Origin of the sequence: Roseateles sp. NT4, assembly GCF_051857475.1 — a bacterium.
GTDB lineage: Bacteria > Pseudomonadota > Gammaproteobacteria > Burkholderiales > Burkholderiaceae_C > Pelomonas.
Window position 1 is genome coordinate 1 of record NZ_JBPZGZ010000009.1, and the last position, 13,803, is coordinate 13,803.

A 13,803-nucleotide genomic window follows, 5' to 3' on the forward strand; every position below is an offset into this window, starting at 1 on the left:
TGCACGCCGGGCTCACGAGAAATGCCAAATGCAGCGTCGCTCGGGCGACGCGGCTGTTCGGTATTTCCTGATGAGCCCGGCGTGCAGCCGGCGTTAACGGTGGTGAAGCGGCGATCAGTGATGCCCGTCATAGGGACAGCAGCGAGAGCGCAGCGGGTCGCGTGTAGGCACGCCGCAGTTCCGAGCATCGCGAGCGCAAGCCGCCACTGGAGTGCGGATTGCATTCAGCGCTCCTCTTTTGGTGACTTTTCTCTGGCGCGTCAGAGAAAAGTTACCCGCCATCGCGGGGCGGATTCCCGCGGCACTGCACGCGAGTCAGGAGGACGCAGGCAAAGGCAACCCACCTACCAACAACTCACCCCTTCCAGCCCGTCACCCACGGCCCCGTCAGCCCATCCAGCTCGCAGTCCCACAACGCCTGTGCATCCATCTCATCAACGACGCCCTCGCCGTAGACCTTCAGCGCCAGGCTCCTCAGCATGATGACCATGCCGCGCACAAACGCCGCGCGCCCCGCCTCGCCGGCGACACCCAGCAACACGGAAGCGTCCAGCTTCACGTAATCCAGCCCCGCCTGGTAGAGCTTGTCCACCTGCGCCAACCCGGCGCTCGCATGCTCCAGCCCCAGCTTGACCCCCAGCGGCCGCAATTGCCGCCCGAACTCCAGCAGGCGCTCGAAATGCTCGGTCGCTGCCGCCTCCGCCAGGTCCAGCAGCAAGGCACGCGAAGCCTGCGGCCATTGCGCCAACAGCTCGCGCAGCTGCGGCAGGAAGGCCGCATCCGCCAGCGACACCGGCGCCACATTGATGCAACGCGCCTTGCCGTCGGCCGCCATGGCCTTGAGCGCCAGCTCCACGGCCAGCAGGTCGACCTGGGCCGTCATGCGCGCCCTCACGGCCAGCGGCAGCCAGGCCGTCGCGGACTCGAATTCGCTGCCAAGCTGCAACTGCAACGGGCATTCCAGATGCAGCACCTGACCCTGGCGGTCACGCACCGGGAACTCCACCAGGCGAGCGCGCTGCTGGTTGACCGCCTCCTGCAACTGGGCCCGCCACAGTCCCTCGCCCTGCTCGCGACCCACGCCGGGGTCGGCCACGATCTCGACGACGAAGCCACCGCGGGCCTCGCTCTGATGCTCGGCCCGGGCCAGGGCCGCGTCGGCCTCGCCCAGCCAGACGTTGCTGGGCCGCTCGCGCGGCAGCTCGATGGCGCCCAGGGCCACCTGCACGCCGGGCCCGAAGGCCGGCAGGCTGGCGCGCAAAGCATCGGCCAGGGCATGGGCGGTCTCGGCCGCCACGCCTTCGGCCGGCAGCCACAAGGCGAAGTCACCGCCGTTCAAGCGGCCCACGCGGCAACCCGCCACCGACTCCGGATAGGCCTGCAAGGCGCTCACGATGGTCAGCAGCACGTCATCAACGCCGTTGCGGCCGAGACGGGCGTTCAGACCCGTCAGGTCACGCAGGCGCACCAGCACCAGGCCGGCCACGGCCGGGCCGTCATCGCGACGCAATGCCGCGTCCAGCTCGGCCAGGAAATGCCTGCGGGTCGAGACACCCGTCAGCGGGTCGTGATGGACCTGTTCGCGCAGCACCAGCAACTGGCCGGCCTGGGCTTCGAAAAGGTCGCGCACACGCTGCACCATGGCGTTCATGGCGCGCGTCAGTCGCTGCAGCTCGGGCACGCGCGGCTCGACGACCTGGCCATAGCTGCCGGCCAGCACGCCCTCGGCCTGGGCCACGGCCGCGTCCAGCGGCCGGCGGATGCGCCTCAGGCCCGCCCAGGCGATGACGGCCGCAACGATGCCGACGAGCAGCAACCAGGCCAGCAGGCGGCGCGAGGTCAGCCACAGCGCGTCATGGGCGTAGCTGGAGTGGCTCTTCAGCTCGACCGCACCGATGGCGTTCCAGCCGTTGGACAACTGGGCCACGCCCGGCGCCGCCTCGATGGGCAGCAGGCTCCGGAACCAGGCCGGCGCCTGGCCGGGCCGCGGCGCCTCGGCGCGCTCGAACAGGGTCTCGCCCTTGGCGCTGCGCCAGCGCACGAACTCGTAGGCCCCGGTGTCGAACTGGGCCGACACCAGCAGCTTGATCAGCTCGCGGTCACCCTGCTGCTGCGACAGGGCGAGGGCCAAGGCCTGGGCGTTGTCGGCGTTCTTCAGCTCCAGCTGGGTGCGCATCAACTCGCGCGCGGAGACCATGGACAGGCCGACCGCGCCCACCAGCGCGGCCAGCACCACGCCGAGCACCAGCCAGGCGATCTGGCGCATCAACGACATGTCTCGCTCCCCGTCATAGAAACCCTTCCGCCCTGACCTTGGCCACCAGCTCGCGCCAGAGTGAGAGGCGCGCCAGCGGGTCGCCGGCCGTCACCTGGCCCACGCCCTGCCACAGCCCCTCGGTATTGAAGCTGAACACCGGCGTCAGGTCGGGACGCTGCGACGCGGGCAGCACCTCAGGCCGCAAGTTGTCCAGGATCAGCGGCTCGGCGTCAGGCTGCGCATAGTAGGCCAGCACCATATGGGCCAGCGACTGCCCCTGCAGCTTGGCCCTGACATAGACCATGCGCAGCTTGGCCGTCGGCACACCCGACGCCGCCAGGCTGAAGTATTTGGCGATGGCGTAGTCCTCGCAATCGCCGGCGCGCTTTTCCAGGCTTTCCAGCGGTGAGGCCCAGTAGTCCGCCACGCCCCAGGTGACGCTGTCTTCCCTGAAGGCCAGGCGGCGATTGAAGAAGTCGTTGATGTCCTTGAGGCGCTTGAGCTCCTCGGCCGTGCCGCTGCGCTCGATCTGCTGCACCAGGGCCTGGGCCTGCTCGACGACACGGGGGCCGCGGGCTGCGGCGGCTTCCAGCACGCGCGCCGCGTCGTAAGCTGCCAGCGCCAGCACCGGCCCCAACACCAGGACGACCAGCCACCACCGGCTCGGGCGGAAGATGGAGGCAACGCGAGGCGGGGAAATGGGCAAGATTGACGGCGGGCAGCGGTTGAATTCACTGTACCCGGCCGGCAGGCGCCCGAAGCGCCTCTAAGATTTTTGATCTATGCAGAACCCGGCACCTTCCCACGCCCCGCGCGAGCGCACGCAGCAGATCCGCGATGACCTCGACCAATCGCGCCGGCGCGGCTCCCTGCAGCAGATCCAGATCCCGCCCTGCCCCGAGCTGCTGGCTCAGCTGCAGCAGGCCATGAGCCTGCCCGAACCGGACCTCAACCTGGTCTCGCGCATCGCCTCCAGCGACGTGGCCATGGCGGCCACCTTGCTGCGCATCGCCAACGGCCCGCTGTTCAAGCCTGTCGGCCTGCCCTGCACCACTGTCGGCCAGGCCATGACGCGCATCGGCCTGCGTGAAAGCGTGGCCGTCATGACGGGCTTTTTGGCCCAGCATGCCATTCCCGTCAACGCGCCGCAGCTGGCGCGCTTCTGGGAGCGCAGCACCAAGCGCGCCATCGCCATGGCCGTCATCGCCCAGCAGCTGCCTGGGCTGTCGCCCGACCTGGCCCACAGCTTCGGCCTCTTCCTGCACGTCGGCATCCCGGTGCTGATGCAGAGCGTGCGCGGCTATGGGGCCACCATGGTGGAGGCCGGTGCGCGCATCGACCGCCCCTACATCGCCACCGAAAACGCCAACCACAAGACCGACCATGCCGTCGTCGGCGCCCTGGTCGTGCGGGTCTGGAACCTGCCGCCGCCGCTGATGGCCGCCATCCGCCTGCACCACGACTTCGTGTCCCTGGGCCACGACAGCATCGAGCCCGAGATCCACACCCTGGTCGCCGCCGGCCTTATCGCCGAGCACCTGATGCGTCGCCACGAGGGCCTGCCCGAGGACGCCGACTGGGCCGCTCACCACCAGGCGGCCATGAACTGGCTGCAGATCGGCTGGGACGAGCTGGAGCAGTGGGAAGAGGCCATCACCGCGCAGTTCGACGCGGCGTGAAGCTGCCGCGCCTGCGCGTCCTCGTGCTTGCCGCCATGGTGGTGGGCACCGTGATCGCGCTCGGCTGGAAGATCTTCGGCCCACCCGGCGTCGCCGTGGAGTTGACCCGGCGCAGCTGGCGCATGGAGATCGTCGTCGAGAGGCTGCGCTCCGAGGGCGGATCCGACTGGTGCGACGAACTGCCCGAGGGCGCCTTCGACATCAGCCGTCGCACCATCACCGACCCGACCGGCAAACGCGCCGCGCCGTCAGAGCATTGCCGCTACAACCTGCTGGCCTGGCGGCGCAGCTGGATCGTCAAGAGCGAGGGCGGCCCCGACGACCGTCCCGACTGGCCGCGGCCGCCGCTGCGCATGGCGCCGCCCGGCGAGCCCGGCAGCGAGCGCCTGGGCAAGCGCGAGGCCTATTTCGAGATCGAGCTGCGCGACGGCGATGACCACGCCTGGGTCTGCCGCGTGGACCAGCCGCATTGGCAGCAGCTGCGCGTGGGCATGCGCTTTCGCGTGCCGGTGGACCGCTTCGGCACGGCGAACTGCCCGGCGATGTACGAATCCAGGATCTAGGACCTGGTGGCGCTACGGCAACGGTCCTAGTGCACCAGCTGCCAGGCCGCCACGACCACGTGGCCCCACAGCATCACGTTGAAGCCCATCAGCGTCAGGACGCGCAGGAAGGTCCACAGCTTGCGGGCCCGCACCAGGGCTTCATCCGCGCCGGTGAAGACGTAGATGCCCATGTACAGGGCCGACGGGACCAGGGTGGCGACCATGACCAGCGCCATGAACCAGTAGAAGACAGTCATGACAGCATTGTCGCGACACCCGCGTGCCTTCTATCCCCGCGTTAGCCCCGGTGCGGGGACCTGAGCGTCAGCCGGCCTTGCTGGCCTTCCAGCGCTTCAGGATCTCGGCCTCCTGCTCGGGCGTGAAGGCCATGCGGGTGCGGCCCTTCTCCTCCTTCAGCTGGCCCTGATACCAGGCCAGGGTGTCGGCCACCGTCTGCTCGACGGGCCGAAAGCGCAGGCCGGCCTTCACGGCGCGGCTGTTCTGCCAGGTGTGGAAGCCCTTGCTGTCGCCGACATAGGGCGCCCAGATCGGGAAGTCGATGCCGTCCTGCTTGGCGACGAACTCGCCGGGGATCCAGGTCAGCGTGCTGGCCGTGGGCGTGGCCTTCTGGCAGGCCGTGATGACGCGGCCCCAGGTCATCGGCTTGTCCGGGCCCAGCGCGTTGAACTTGCCCGTGGTGCGGTTCTCCACCATCAGCACCAGCCACTCGGCCAGGTCGCGCACGTCGATGAGCTGCAGCGGGTCGGTCGGTGCGCCGGGCACGGCAATCTCGCCGCCCTTGTCGAAACGCGCCGGCCAGTAGGTGAAGCGGCCGGTCGGGTCGTCGGGACCGACGATGAAGCCGGGGCGCACGACCGTCGTGCGGCCGGGCAGTGCCGCATCGGCGGCCGCCTCGCAGGCGGCCTTGAGGCCGCCATAGTTCTCGTAGTTCTTGCCCATCTCCTCGACCTTGGGGTCGGCCAGCACGGCCAGCGGCGTGTCCTCGTCGCCGCCCATGGGGCTGGGTTCCTTGTAGCAGCTGATGCTGGAGATGTAGATGTACTGCTTGACCCGCGGCGCCAGCAGCTGGGCCGAGGCGCCGACCATGCGCGGGTAGTAGCCGGAGTCGTCGATGACGGCGTCCCACTCGCCGGTCTCCAGCGACTTGATGCCCTCGCCCTTCAGTGGGTCGCGGTCGCCCTGGCGCTTCTCGATGTGGAGGAAGAGCCCGGGACGCGTCTTGCCGCGGTTGAACAGCGTCAGCGTGTGGCCGCGCCTCTCAGCCGCCTCGACGATGGCAGGGCCGAGAAAGCCCGTGCCGCCGAGGATGAGGATGCGCTTGGGCGTGGGGGCGGCGGCCGCGAAAGCGGCGCCGGGAAGCAGGGTGGTGCTCATCTGCAGGACCTGTCGACGCGAGAGGGCGATCTTCATGTGAGAGTCTCCTTGGGGTTGAGGGGGCGCTGCGCCGCGGGTCGGGCGTCGTTGACGAGGCGGCCCAGCCAGCCGGCCAGGGCCAGCCAGGCGCCGGAGCAGCCGAGGGCCGCAAGCGAGACCGGCACCAGCAGCGCGCCGAACAGCGTCGGCGCCCACACGCCGAGGAAGTCGCCGCCGCGGAAGACGAAGGTGTCGATGAAGGCCTTGGACTTGTAGCGCTCCTCCGGCCCCAGCGGGATGTAGAGGATCTCGCGCGCCGGCCGGTCGACCGCGTAATGGACACCGCGGCGCAGCACCTGCACCAGGGCCAGCACCAGGAAGCTGGGCCACAGGGCCAGCGCACCGAAGCCGATGGTCGTCAACAGCGGCAGCACCAGCAGCACGCCCGACACGCCGAAGCCGCGCAGCAGCCGGCTGGTCAGCAGCAGCTGCACTGTCAGCGTCAGCACATTGGTCCAGAAGTCCAGCTTGGCGAAGGCCGCCGTGCGCTCGGCGGGGCTGGCGAAGCTCTTCGCCACGATGTCTCCCTGCATCAGGTAGAGGAAGGTCGACGTGACCGTGAACAGCAGCATGTAGGCGCAGATCAGCTGCAGGTAGCGCGAGCCCGCGATGGCGCGCAGCCCGGCCTTGAAGTCGGGCCCCGGCTCACGCGCCTGCTGGCCCTCGCCCGCCGACAGCTGGAAGTGGGCGGCCAGGCGCAGCATGCAGAACACCGCCGCCTCCAGCCCCACCACCGCCAGCAACATCAGGCCGGCGACCGGCAGCTTGAAACCCCAGTCGCCGCTGCTCAGGGCCTGGGTGACGGCCGCGCCGACCACCGCCCCCAGCGTGCCGCCCATGGAGATCATGCCGAACAGGCGCTTGCCCTGGTCCTCGGTGAAGACATCGGCCATCAGGCTCCAGAACACCGACACGACGAAGAGGTTGAAGACGCTCAGCCAGACATAGAAGGCATAGCCGAGCAGGCTGCCGCCATGCCCGGGCAGGCCGTAGAACAACGCCGCGAACACCAGCAGATTGGCGGCGAAGAAATGCGACACCAGCGGGATGAAGCGCTTGCGCGGCAGGCGCGACACCAGGGCCGCGTAAATCGGGTTGACGATGAGCATGACGACCAGGGTCGTCGTCATCAGCCATGGCAGCCATTCGGCACCGCGTGCAATGCCCATGGCCTCGCGCACAGGGCGCAGCAGGTAGAGGCTGAGCAGCAGGCAGAAGAAATAGGCCGCCGCATACAGCAGGGCGCGGCCTTCGCCGGGGCGCAGCAGCACCAGGCGCTGGAGTGGTGAGGGCTGCGTCGTCGTCATGCCGCGATTGGCGCACCGGCAGCGGGCCGCTGCGATTCGTCACGGCGGGAAAACCCACGCAGGACAAACCCACGCGTGCCAAAAGCAACAGGCCCGCTCCGTTGCCGGAGCGGGCCTGTTTTCAAACTGTGCGTTTCGGGTCGAGCGCTGGGCCGCTCCCGAGCCGGCCCGTCTGGCGGTGTGTTCGCGGTTCAATACCGCGAGCATCGCCGTCCCCTCGGGGGACCGACCAAGCTCGCCCGCGTTCAGCGAGGCGAGTTGGGCGAGGGGCCTCTACTTCTTGCGGACGGGCGGCACGTCTGTGCAGCTGCCGTGCGCCACCTCGGCGGCCATGCCCAGGCTCTCGCCCAGCGTCGGGTGCGGGTGGATCGTCTTGCCGATGTCCACTGCGTCGGCGCCCATCTCGATGGCCAGGGCGATCTCGCCGATCATGTCGCCGGCATGGGTGCCGACGATGCCGCCGCCGATGATGCGATGGCTTTCCTCGTCGAAGATCAGCTTGGTGAAGCCTTCGTCGCGACCGTTGGCGATGGCGCGGCCCGAGGCCGTCCAGGGGAACAGGCCCTTGGTGATCTTGATGCCCTTGGCCTTGGCCTCGTCCTCGGTCATGCCCACCCAGGCCACCTCGGGATCGGTGTAAGCCACGCTCGGGATCACACGGGCGTCGAACTGGCTCTTGGCGTACTCGGCAATGCCCAGCAGTTCGCCGGCGCAGACTTCGGCCGCCACATGGCCCTCGTGCACCGCCTTGTGGGCCAGCATGGGCTGGCCGACGATGTCGCCGATGGCGAAGACGCTGGCGACGTTGGTGCGCATCTGCACGTCGACCGGGATGAAGCCACGGTCGCCGACGATGACGCCAGCGTTCTCGGCGCCGATCTTCTTGCCATTGGGCGTGCGGCCCACGGCCTGCAGCACCAGGTCGTAGCGCTGCGGCTCCTTGGGGGCGCCCTCGCCTTCGAAGGTCACCCAGATGCCATCGGGCCTGGCTTCGGCGCCGACCGTCTTCGTGTTCAACATGATGTTGTCGAAGCGGTGGGCGTTGAACTTCTGCCAGACCTTGACGAGGTCGCGGTCGGCACCCGTCATCAGCGTGGGCAGCATCTCGACGACGTCCAGGCGCGAGCCCAGCGTGGAGTACACCGTGCCCATTTCCAGGCCGATGATGCCGCCGCCGACGATGAGCATCTTCTCGGCCTCAACCTTCATCTCCAGCGCGCCGGTCGAGTCGACGATGCGCGGGTCCTGCGGCAGGAAGGGCAGGCGCACGGCCTGCGAGCCGGCCGCGATGATGAGGCGCTTGAACGCCACGGTCTGCACCGCGCCGGTCTTGGCCTGGCCCTCAGCGCCTTCGGTCGCCTCGACCTTCAGATGCTGGGCATCCAGCACCGTGCCGACGCCACGCAGCACCGTCACCTTGCGCATCTTGGCCATGGCGTTGAGGCCACCGGTCAGCTTGCCCGTCACCTTGTTCTTGTGCGCGCGCAGCTTGTCGATGTCGACCTCGGGCTCGCCGAAGCTCACGCCCAGGTCGGCCATGTGGCTGACCTCGTCCATGACGGCGGCGACGTGCAGCAGCGCCTTGGACGGGATGCAGCCCACATTCAGGCAGACGCCACCCAGCGTCGCATAACGCTCGACGATGGCGACCTTCAGACCCAGGTCAGCGGCACGGAAGGCAGCCGAATAGCCACCCGGGCCACCGCCCAGCACGACCACATCGAAGGCCTGGTCGGCGCTGCCGCTGTAGGTCGCGGCGGCCGGTGCCTGCACGGGTGCAGCAGCGGCCACGGGGGCTGGCGCCGCTGCAGCGGGAGCCGGCGCGGTTGCGGCCGCGTCACTGCTTTCCAGCGACAGGATGACCGAGCCTTTGGCGACCTTGTCGCCGATCTTGACCTTGAGTTCCTTCACCACGCCGGCGGCGCTGGAGGGAATCTCCATCGAGGCCTTGTCGCTCTCGACGGTGATCAGGCTCTGCTCGACCTTGACCGTGTCGCCGGCCTTGACCAGCACCTCGATGACGCCGACTTCGTCGAAGTCGCCGATGTCGGGAACTTGAACTTCAACCAATGCCATGTCCGTCCCCAATCAGAGTGCGATCCGACGGAAGTCGGCGAGCAGCGATGCGAAGTACACGTTGAAGCGCGCAGCCGCAGCGCCATCGATGACGCGGTGATCCCAGCTCAGCGACAGCGGCAGGATCAGGCGCGGCACAAAGGCCTTGCCGTCCCACACAGGCTCGGTGCTGCTCTTGCAGACACCCATGATGGCCACTTCCGGCGCATTGATGATGGGCGTGAAGTACTTGCCGCCGATGCCGCCGAGCGACGAGATCGAGAAGCAGCCACCGCTCATGTCGGCCGGGCCCAGCTTGCCGTCGCGCGCCTTCTTGGCCAGCTCCGACATCTCGGCGCTGATCTGGAAGATCCCCTTCTTGTCGGCGTCCTTGATGACGGGCACGACCAGGCCGTTGGGCGTGTCGGCGGCGAAGCCGATGTGGAAGTAGTTCTTCAGCACGAGCGTGTCGCCGTCCAGCGAGCTGTTGAACTCGGGGAACTTCTTCAGCGCCGCGACGGCCGCCTTGATCATGAAGGCGAGCATCGTGACCTTGATGCCGGCCTTCTCGTTCTCCTTGTTCAGCTGGACGCGGAAGGCTTCGAGCTCGGTGATGTCGGCGTCGTCATGGTTGGTGACGTGCGGGATGACAACCCAGTTGCGATGCAGGTTGGCGCCCGAGATCTTCTTGATGCGGGACAGCTCCTTGCGCTCGACAGCACCGAACTTCTCGAAGTCGACCTTGGGCCAGGGCAGCAGGTTCAGGCCTGCGCCACCGCCGGCGGCAGCACCACCCGCGGGAGCCGCGGCCTTTTGCGCAGCCGTCTGCACGGCACCCGACATGACGGACTTGACGAAGCCCTGGATATCGCTTTCGACGATGCGGCCCTTGGCGCCGCTGCCCTTCACTTCGGCCAGCGGCACGCCGAGCTCGCGGGCGAGCTTGCGGATGCTGGGGGAAGCGTGGGGCAGTTGACCCGTGGGAGACGTCGGCTGGTGGGCCGGCAGCGCGGCGGCAGCGGGCGCCGCGACGGGAGCGGCAGCAGGGGCTGCTGCTGCTGCGGGCGCCGGCGCTTGAGCGGGCGCAGCAGCGGCAGGCGCGGGGGCCGCGACACCGGTGGCGGCCACGCGGGCCAGCGGCGAGCCCTTGGCAACCTTGTCGCCTACCTTGACCAGCAGTTCCTCGACGACACCGGCGTGCGAGGACGGGATCTCCATCGACGCCTTGTCGCTCTCGACGGTGACCAGGCTCTGCTCGACCTTGACGGTATCGCCGACCTTGACCAGCAGTTCGATGACGGCCACTTCGTCGAAGTCGCCGATGTCCGGCACTTCGATGGTGACCGGGCCGCTGCTCTGGGCCGGGGCAGCGGCCGCTGGTGCCTGTGCAGCCGGCGCAGGCGCCGCAGCGACCGGTGCAGGCGCGGCTGCCGCGGGCGCCGGGGCTGCAGCAGCGCCCTCGCCTTCCACGACCACCACCACGCTGCCTTCCTTGACCTTGTCGCCGACGACGACCTTGATCTCCTTGACGACGCCGGCCTGCGAGGACGGAATCTCCATCGACGCCTTGTCGCTTTCGACCGTGATCAGGCTCTGCTCGACCTTGACGGTATCGCCGACCTTGACCAGCACCTCGATGACGCCGACCTCATCGAAATCGCCGATGTCGGGAACCTTGACTTCAACCAATGCCATGTTTGTGTCTCCCCGGCGCTCAGGCGTAGAGCGGGTTGATCTTGTTGACGTCGATGCCGTACTTGGCAATCGCCTCGGCCACCTTCTCGACCGGAATCGCGCCGTCATCGGCCAGCGCGCGCAGGGCGGCGACGACGATGTAGTGGCGGTTGATCTCGAAGTGCTCGCGCAGCTTGGAGCGGAAGTCGCTGCGGCCGAAGCCGTCGGTGCCCAGCACCTTGTAGGTGCGGCCCTTGGGGATGAAGGCGCGGATCTGCTCGGCGTAGTTCTTCATGTAGTCGGTCGACGCGATGACCGGGCCCTTGGTGTGGCCGAGCTGCTGGGTGACGAAGGGCACGCAGGCCAGTTCGGTCGGGTGCAGCAGGTTCCAGCGCTCGGCGTTCATGCCGTCGCGGGCCAGCTCGTTGAAGCTCGGGCAGCTCCAGACGTTGGCGCCGATGCCCCACTCCTCTTCCAGCAGCAGCTTGGCGACCTGGCTCTCGCGCAGGATGGTGCCCGAGCCCAGCAGGTTGACGCTGAGGGACTTGGAGGCATCGGCCTCTTCCAGCAGATACATGCCCTTGAGGATCTGCTCCTCGGTGCCGGCCTTCAGGCCCGGCATGGGGTAGTTCTCGTTCAAGAGGGTGATGTAGTAGAAGACGTTTTCCTGGTCTTCCACCATGCGCTTCAGGCCGCGCTGCATGATGACCGCCACCTCGTGAGCGAAGGTCGGGTCGTAGGAGATGCAGTTCGGGATCGTGCCGGCCAGGATGTGGCTGTGGCCGTCCTCGTGCTGCAGGCCTTCGCCGTTCAGCGTGGTGCGGCCCGACGTGCCGCCCAGCAGGAAGCCGCGCGCCTGCATGTCACCCGCCGCCCAGGCCAGGTCGCCGATGCGCTGGAAGCCGAACATCGAGTAGTAGACGTAGAAGGGGATCATCACGCGGTTGTTCGTCGAGTACGACGTCGCCGCGGCGATCCAGCTGGCCATGCCGCCCGCTTCGTTGATGCCTTCCTGCAGGATCTGGCCGGCCTTGTCCTCGCGGTAGTACATGACCTGGTCCTTGTCGACCGGCGTGTACAGCTGACCCTTGGGGTTGTAGATGCCGATCTGGCGGAACAGGCCTTCCATGCCGAAGGTGCGGGCCTCGTCGACCAGGATGGGCACGACGCGCGGGCCGATGTCCTTGTCGCGCAGCAGCTGGGTCAGGAAGCGCACATAGGCCTGGGTCGTCGAGATCTCGCGGCCTTCGGCGGTCGGGTCCAGCACGGCCTGGAAGTGGGACAGGTCCGGCGCCTTGAACTGCTCATCGGCCTTGGCACGGCGGCTGGGCAGATAGCCGCCCAGGGCCGCACGGCGCTCGTGCAGATAGCGCATCTCCGGCGTGTCTTCGGCCGGCTTGTAGTAAGGGATCTTGGCCAGTTCGCTGTCCGGCACCGGGATGTTGAAGCGGTCGCGGATGTATTTGATGTCCTCGTCGGTCAGCTTCTTGGTCTGGTGGACGGTGTTCTTGCCTTCACCGGCCTTGCCCATGCCATAGCCCTTGACGGTCTTGACCAGCAGCACGGTGGGCTGGCCCGTCTTGTTGTTGTGGGCCTTCTCGAAGGCGGCGTAGACCTTCTCGGGCTCATGGCCGCCGCGGCGCAGCTCGAAGATCTCTTCGTCGCTCATGTGGGCGACGAGCTTGGCGGTCTCGGGGTATTTGCCGAAGAAGTTCTTGCGGACGAAGGCGCCGTCGTTGGCCTTCATGGCCTGGTAGTCGCCGTCCAGCGTCTCCATCATCAGCTGCTTGAGCTTGCCGCTCTTGTCGCGCGCCAGCAGCTCGTCCCAGCCCTTGCCCCAGATCAGCTTGATGACGTTCCAGCCCGCACCGCGGAACTCGCCTTCCAGCTCCTGGATGATCTTGCCGTTGCCGCGCACTGGGCCGTCCAGGCGCTGCAGATTGCAGTTGACGACGAAGACCAGGTTGTCGAGGTTTTCGCGCACGGCCAGGCCGATGGCGCCCAAGGACTCCGGCTCGTCCATCTCGCCGTCGCCCATGAAGGCCCAGACCTTGCGGTTCTCGGTGTTGGCGATGCCGCGGGCATGCAGATACTTCAGGAAGCGCGCCTGGTAGATGGCCATCAAGGGGCCGAGGCCCATGCTGACGGTCGGGAACTGCCAGAAGTTGGGCATCAGCTTGGGATGCGGGTAGCTGGACAGGCCCTTGCCGTCGACTTCCTGGCGGAAGTTGTCCAGCTGCTCCTCGGTCAGGCGGCCTTCCAGGTAGGCGCGGGCATAGATGCCGGGCGCGCTGTGGCCCTGGATGTAGAGGCAGTCGCCGCCGTGGTCTTCGCTGGCGGCATGCCAGAAGTGGTTGAAGCCGGCGCCGAACATGCTGGCCACCGAGGCGAAGGAGCCGATGTGGCCGCCCAGGTCACCGCCGTCAGCGGGGTGCAGGCGGTTGGCGCGCACCACCATGGCCATGGCGTTCCAGCGCATATAGGCGCGCAGGCGCTTCTCGATCTGGATGTTGCCGGGGCAACGCGCTTCGGCGCTGGCCTCGATCGTGTTGACGTAGCCGGTGGTGGCCGAGAACGGCAGGTCGATGCTGTGCTGGCGCGCGTGCTCGAGGATCTCCTCGATCAGGAAGTGGGCGCGCTCGGCACCTTCCCTGTCGATGACGGCCGAGAGGGCGTCCAGCCACTCCTTGGTTTCCTGCGGGTCCTGGTCGTTCGCGGCGGCGCCGAGAAACTCTTGCGGCTGGGCTGACATGGCCTGTCTCCTGAAGATTTCCGCCTCTGAAGGGCGTAAGGGGGCTGTTCTGAAGGTGCAAGACACGGGACCTTAGCCCGCGAGCGGCGGCAGTGTCTCA

10 protein-coding genes are annotated in these 13,803 nt (G+C 67.9%); 2 read left to right on the forward strand and 8 right to left on the reverse strand.

Going from position 1 to position 13,803, the window contains the following annotated elements; translation table 11 throughout:
* Window positions 1-355: 355 nt before the first annotated feature.
* Both ACS5PN_RS30890 and ACS5PN_RS30895 read right to left on the reverse strand, forming a co-directional pair.
* On the reverse strand, window positions 356-2,275 hold the full coding sequence (locus tag ACS5PN_RS30890; protein WP_439467865.1) for a bifunctional diguanylate cyclase/phosphodiesterase: 1,920 nt from the start codon (window positions 2,273-2,275) through the stop codon (window positions 356-358).
* A 13-nt stretch (window positions 2,276-2,288) separates the two neighbouring features.
* Window positions 2,289-2,963 (reverse strand): transglutaminase-like cysteine peptidase, encoded by a 675-nt coding sequence (locus tag ACS5PN_RS30895; RefSeq protein ID WP_439467866.1) that lies wholly within the window; start codon window positions 2,961-2,963, stop codon window positions 2,289-2,291.
* 76 nt (window positions 2,964-3,039) lie between these two features.
* Here ACS5PN_RS30895 and ACS5PN_RS30900 point away from each other — a divergent pair, with 76 nt between their 5' ends.
* Both ACS5PN_RS30900 and ACS5PN_RS30905 read left to right on the forward strand, forming a co-directional pair.
* Window positions 3,040-3,936, forward strand: coding sequence for an HDOD domain-containing protein (locus ACS5PN_RS30900; RefSeq protein WP_439467867.1), 897 nt, complete (start codon window positions 3,040-3,042; stop codon window positions 3,934-3,936).
* The gene (locus tag ACS5PN_RS30905) at window positions 3,933-4,499 is read left to right on the forward strand and encodes a hypothetical protein (protein WP_439467868.1); all 567 of its coding nucleotides are present in this window, start codon (window positions 3,933-3,935) and stop codon (window positions 4,497-4,499) included. Before ACS5PN_RS30900 ends, ACS5PN_RS30905 begins: the two co-directional genes overlap by 4 nt.
* A gap of 26 nt (window positions 4,500-4,525) precedes the next feature.
* Here the strand turns inward: ACS5PN_RS30905 and ACS5PN_RS30910 are convergent, their stop codons facing one another.
* The 6 genes from ACS5PN_RS30910 to aceE form a co-directional block, all read right to left on the reverse strand.
* Window positions 4,526-4,738: a hypothetical protein gene (locus ACS5PN_RS30910; protein ID WP_439467869.1), complete on the reverse strand. Its 213-nt coding sequence runs from the start codon at window positions 4,736-4,738 to the stop codon at window positions 4,526-4,528.
* A 67-nt stretch (window positions 4,739-4,805) separates the two neighbouring features.
* Window positions 4,806-5,912: an NAD-dependent epimerase/dehydratase family protein gene (locus ACS5PN_RS30915; RefSeq protein ID WP_439467870.1), complete on the reverse strand. Its 1,107-nt coding sequence runs from the start codon at window positions 5,910-5,912 to the stop codon at window positions 4,806-4,808.
* A complete protein-coding gene (locus ACS5PN_RS30920) occupies window positions 5,909-7,222 on the reverse strand; it encodes an NTP/NDP exchange transporter (RefSeq protein ID WP_439467871.1) in 1,314 nt (437 codons plus the stop codon). The genes ACS5PN_RS30915 and ACS5PN_RS30920 overlap by 4 nt, the downstream gene beginning before the upstream one ends.
* Before the next feature lie 273 nt (window positions 7,223-7,495).
* Window positions 7,496-9,298 (reverse strand): dihydrolipoyl dehydrogenase, encoded by a 1,803-nt coding sequence (gene lpdA / locus ACS5PN_RS30925; protein WP_439467872.1) that lies wholly within the window; start codon window positions 9,296-9,298, stop codon window positions 7,496-7,498.
* 12 nt (window positions 9,299-9,310) lie between these two features.
* The gene (gene aceF / locus ACS5PN_RS30930) at window positions 9,311-10,972 is read right to left on the reverse strand and encodes a dihydrolipoyllysine-residue acetyltransferase (protein ID WP_439467873.1); all 1,662 of its coding nucleotides are present in this window, start codon (window positions 10,970-10,972) and stop codon (window positions 9,311-9,313) included.
* A gap of 19 nt (window positions 10,973-10,991) precedes the next feature.
* Window positions 10,992-13,703 (reverse strand): pyruvate dehydrogenase (acetyl-transferring), homodimeric type, encoded by a 2,712-nt coding sequence (gene aceE, locus ACS5PN_RS30935; protein WP_439467874.1) that lies wholly within the window; start codon window positions 13,701-13,703, stop codon window positions 10,992-10,994.
* Window positions 13,704-13,803 lie beyond the last annotated feature (100 nt).

Coding starts and splice junctions, on each gene's coding strand:
- ACS5PN_RS30890 (WP_439467865.1), bottom strand. CDS start 2,275: ATGTCGTTGATGCGCCAGATCGCCTGGCTGGTGCTCGGCGTGGTGCTG.
- ACS5PN_RS30900 (WP_439467867.1), top strand. CDS start 3,040: ATGCAGAACCCGGCACCTTCCCACGCCCCGCGCGAGCGCACGCAGCAG.
- ACS5PN_RS30910 (WP_439467869.1), bottom strand. CDS start 4,738: ATGACTGTCTTCTACTGGTTCATGGCGCTGGTCATGGTCGCCACCCTG.
- ACS5PN_RS30915 (WP_439467870.1), bottom strand. CDS start 5,912: ATGAAGATCGCCCTCTCGCGTCGACAGGTCCTGCAGATGAGCACCACC.
- ACS5PN_RS30920 (WP_439467871.1), bottom strand. CDS start 7,222: ATGACGACGACGCAGCCCTCACCACTCCAGCGCCTGGTGCTGCTGCGC.
- lpdA (WP_439467872.1), bottom strand. CDS start 9,298: ATGGCATTGGTTGAAGTTCAAGTTCCCGACATCGGCGACTTCGACGAA.
- aceF (WP_439467873.1), bottom strand. CDS start 10,972: ATGGCATTGGTTGAAGTCAAGGTTCCCGACATCGGCGATTTCGATGAG.
- aceE (WP_439467874.1), bottom strand. CDS start 13,703: ATGTCAGCCCAGCCGCAAGAGTTTCTCGGCGCCGCCGCGAACGACCAG.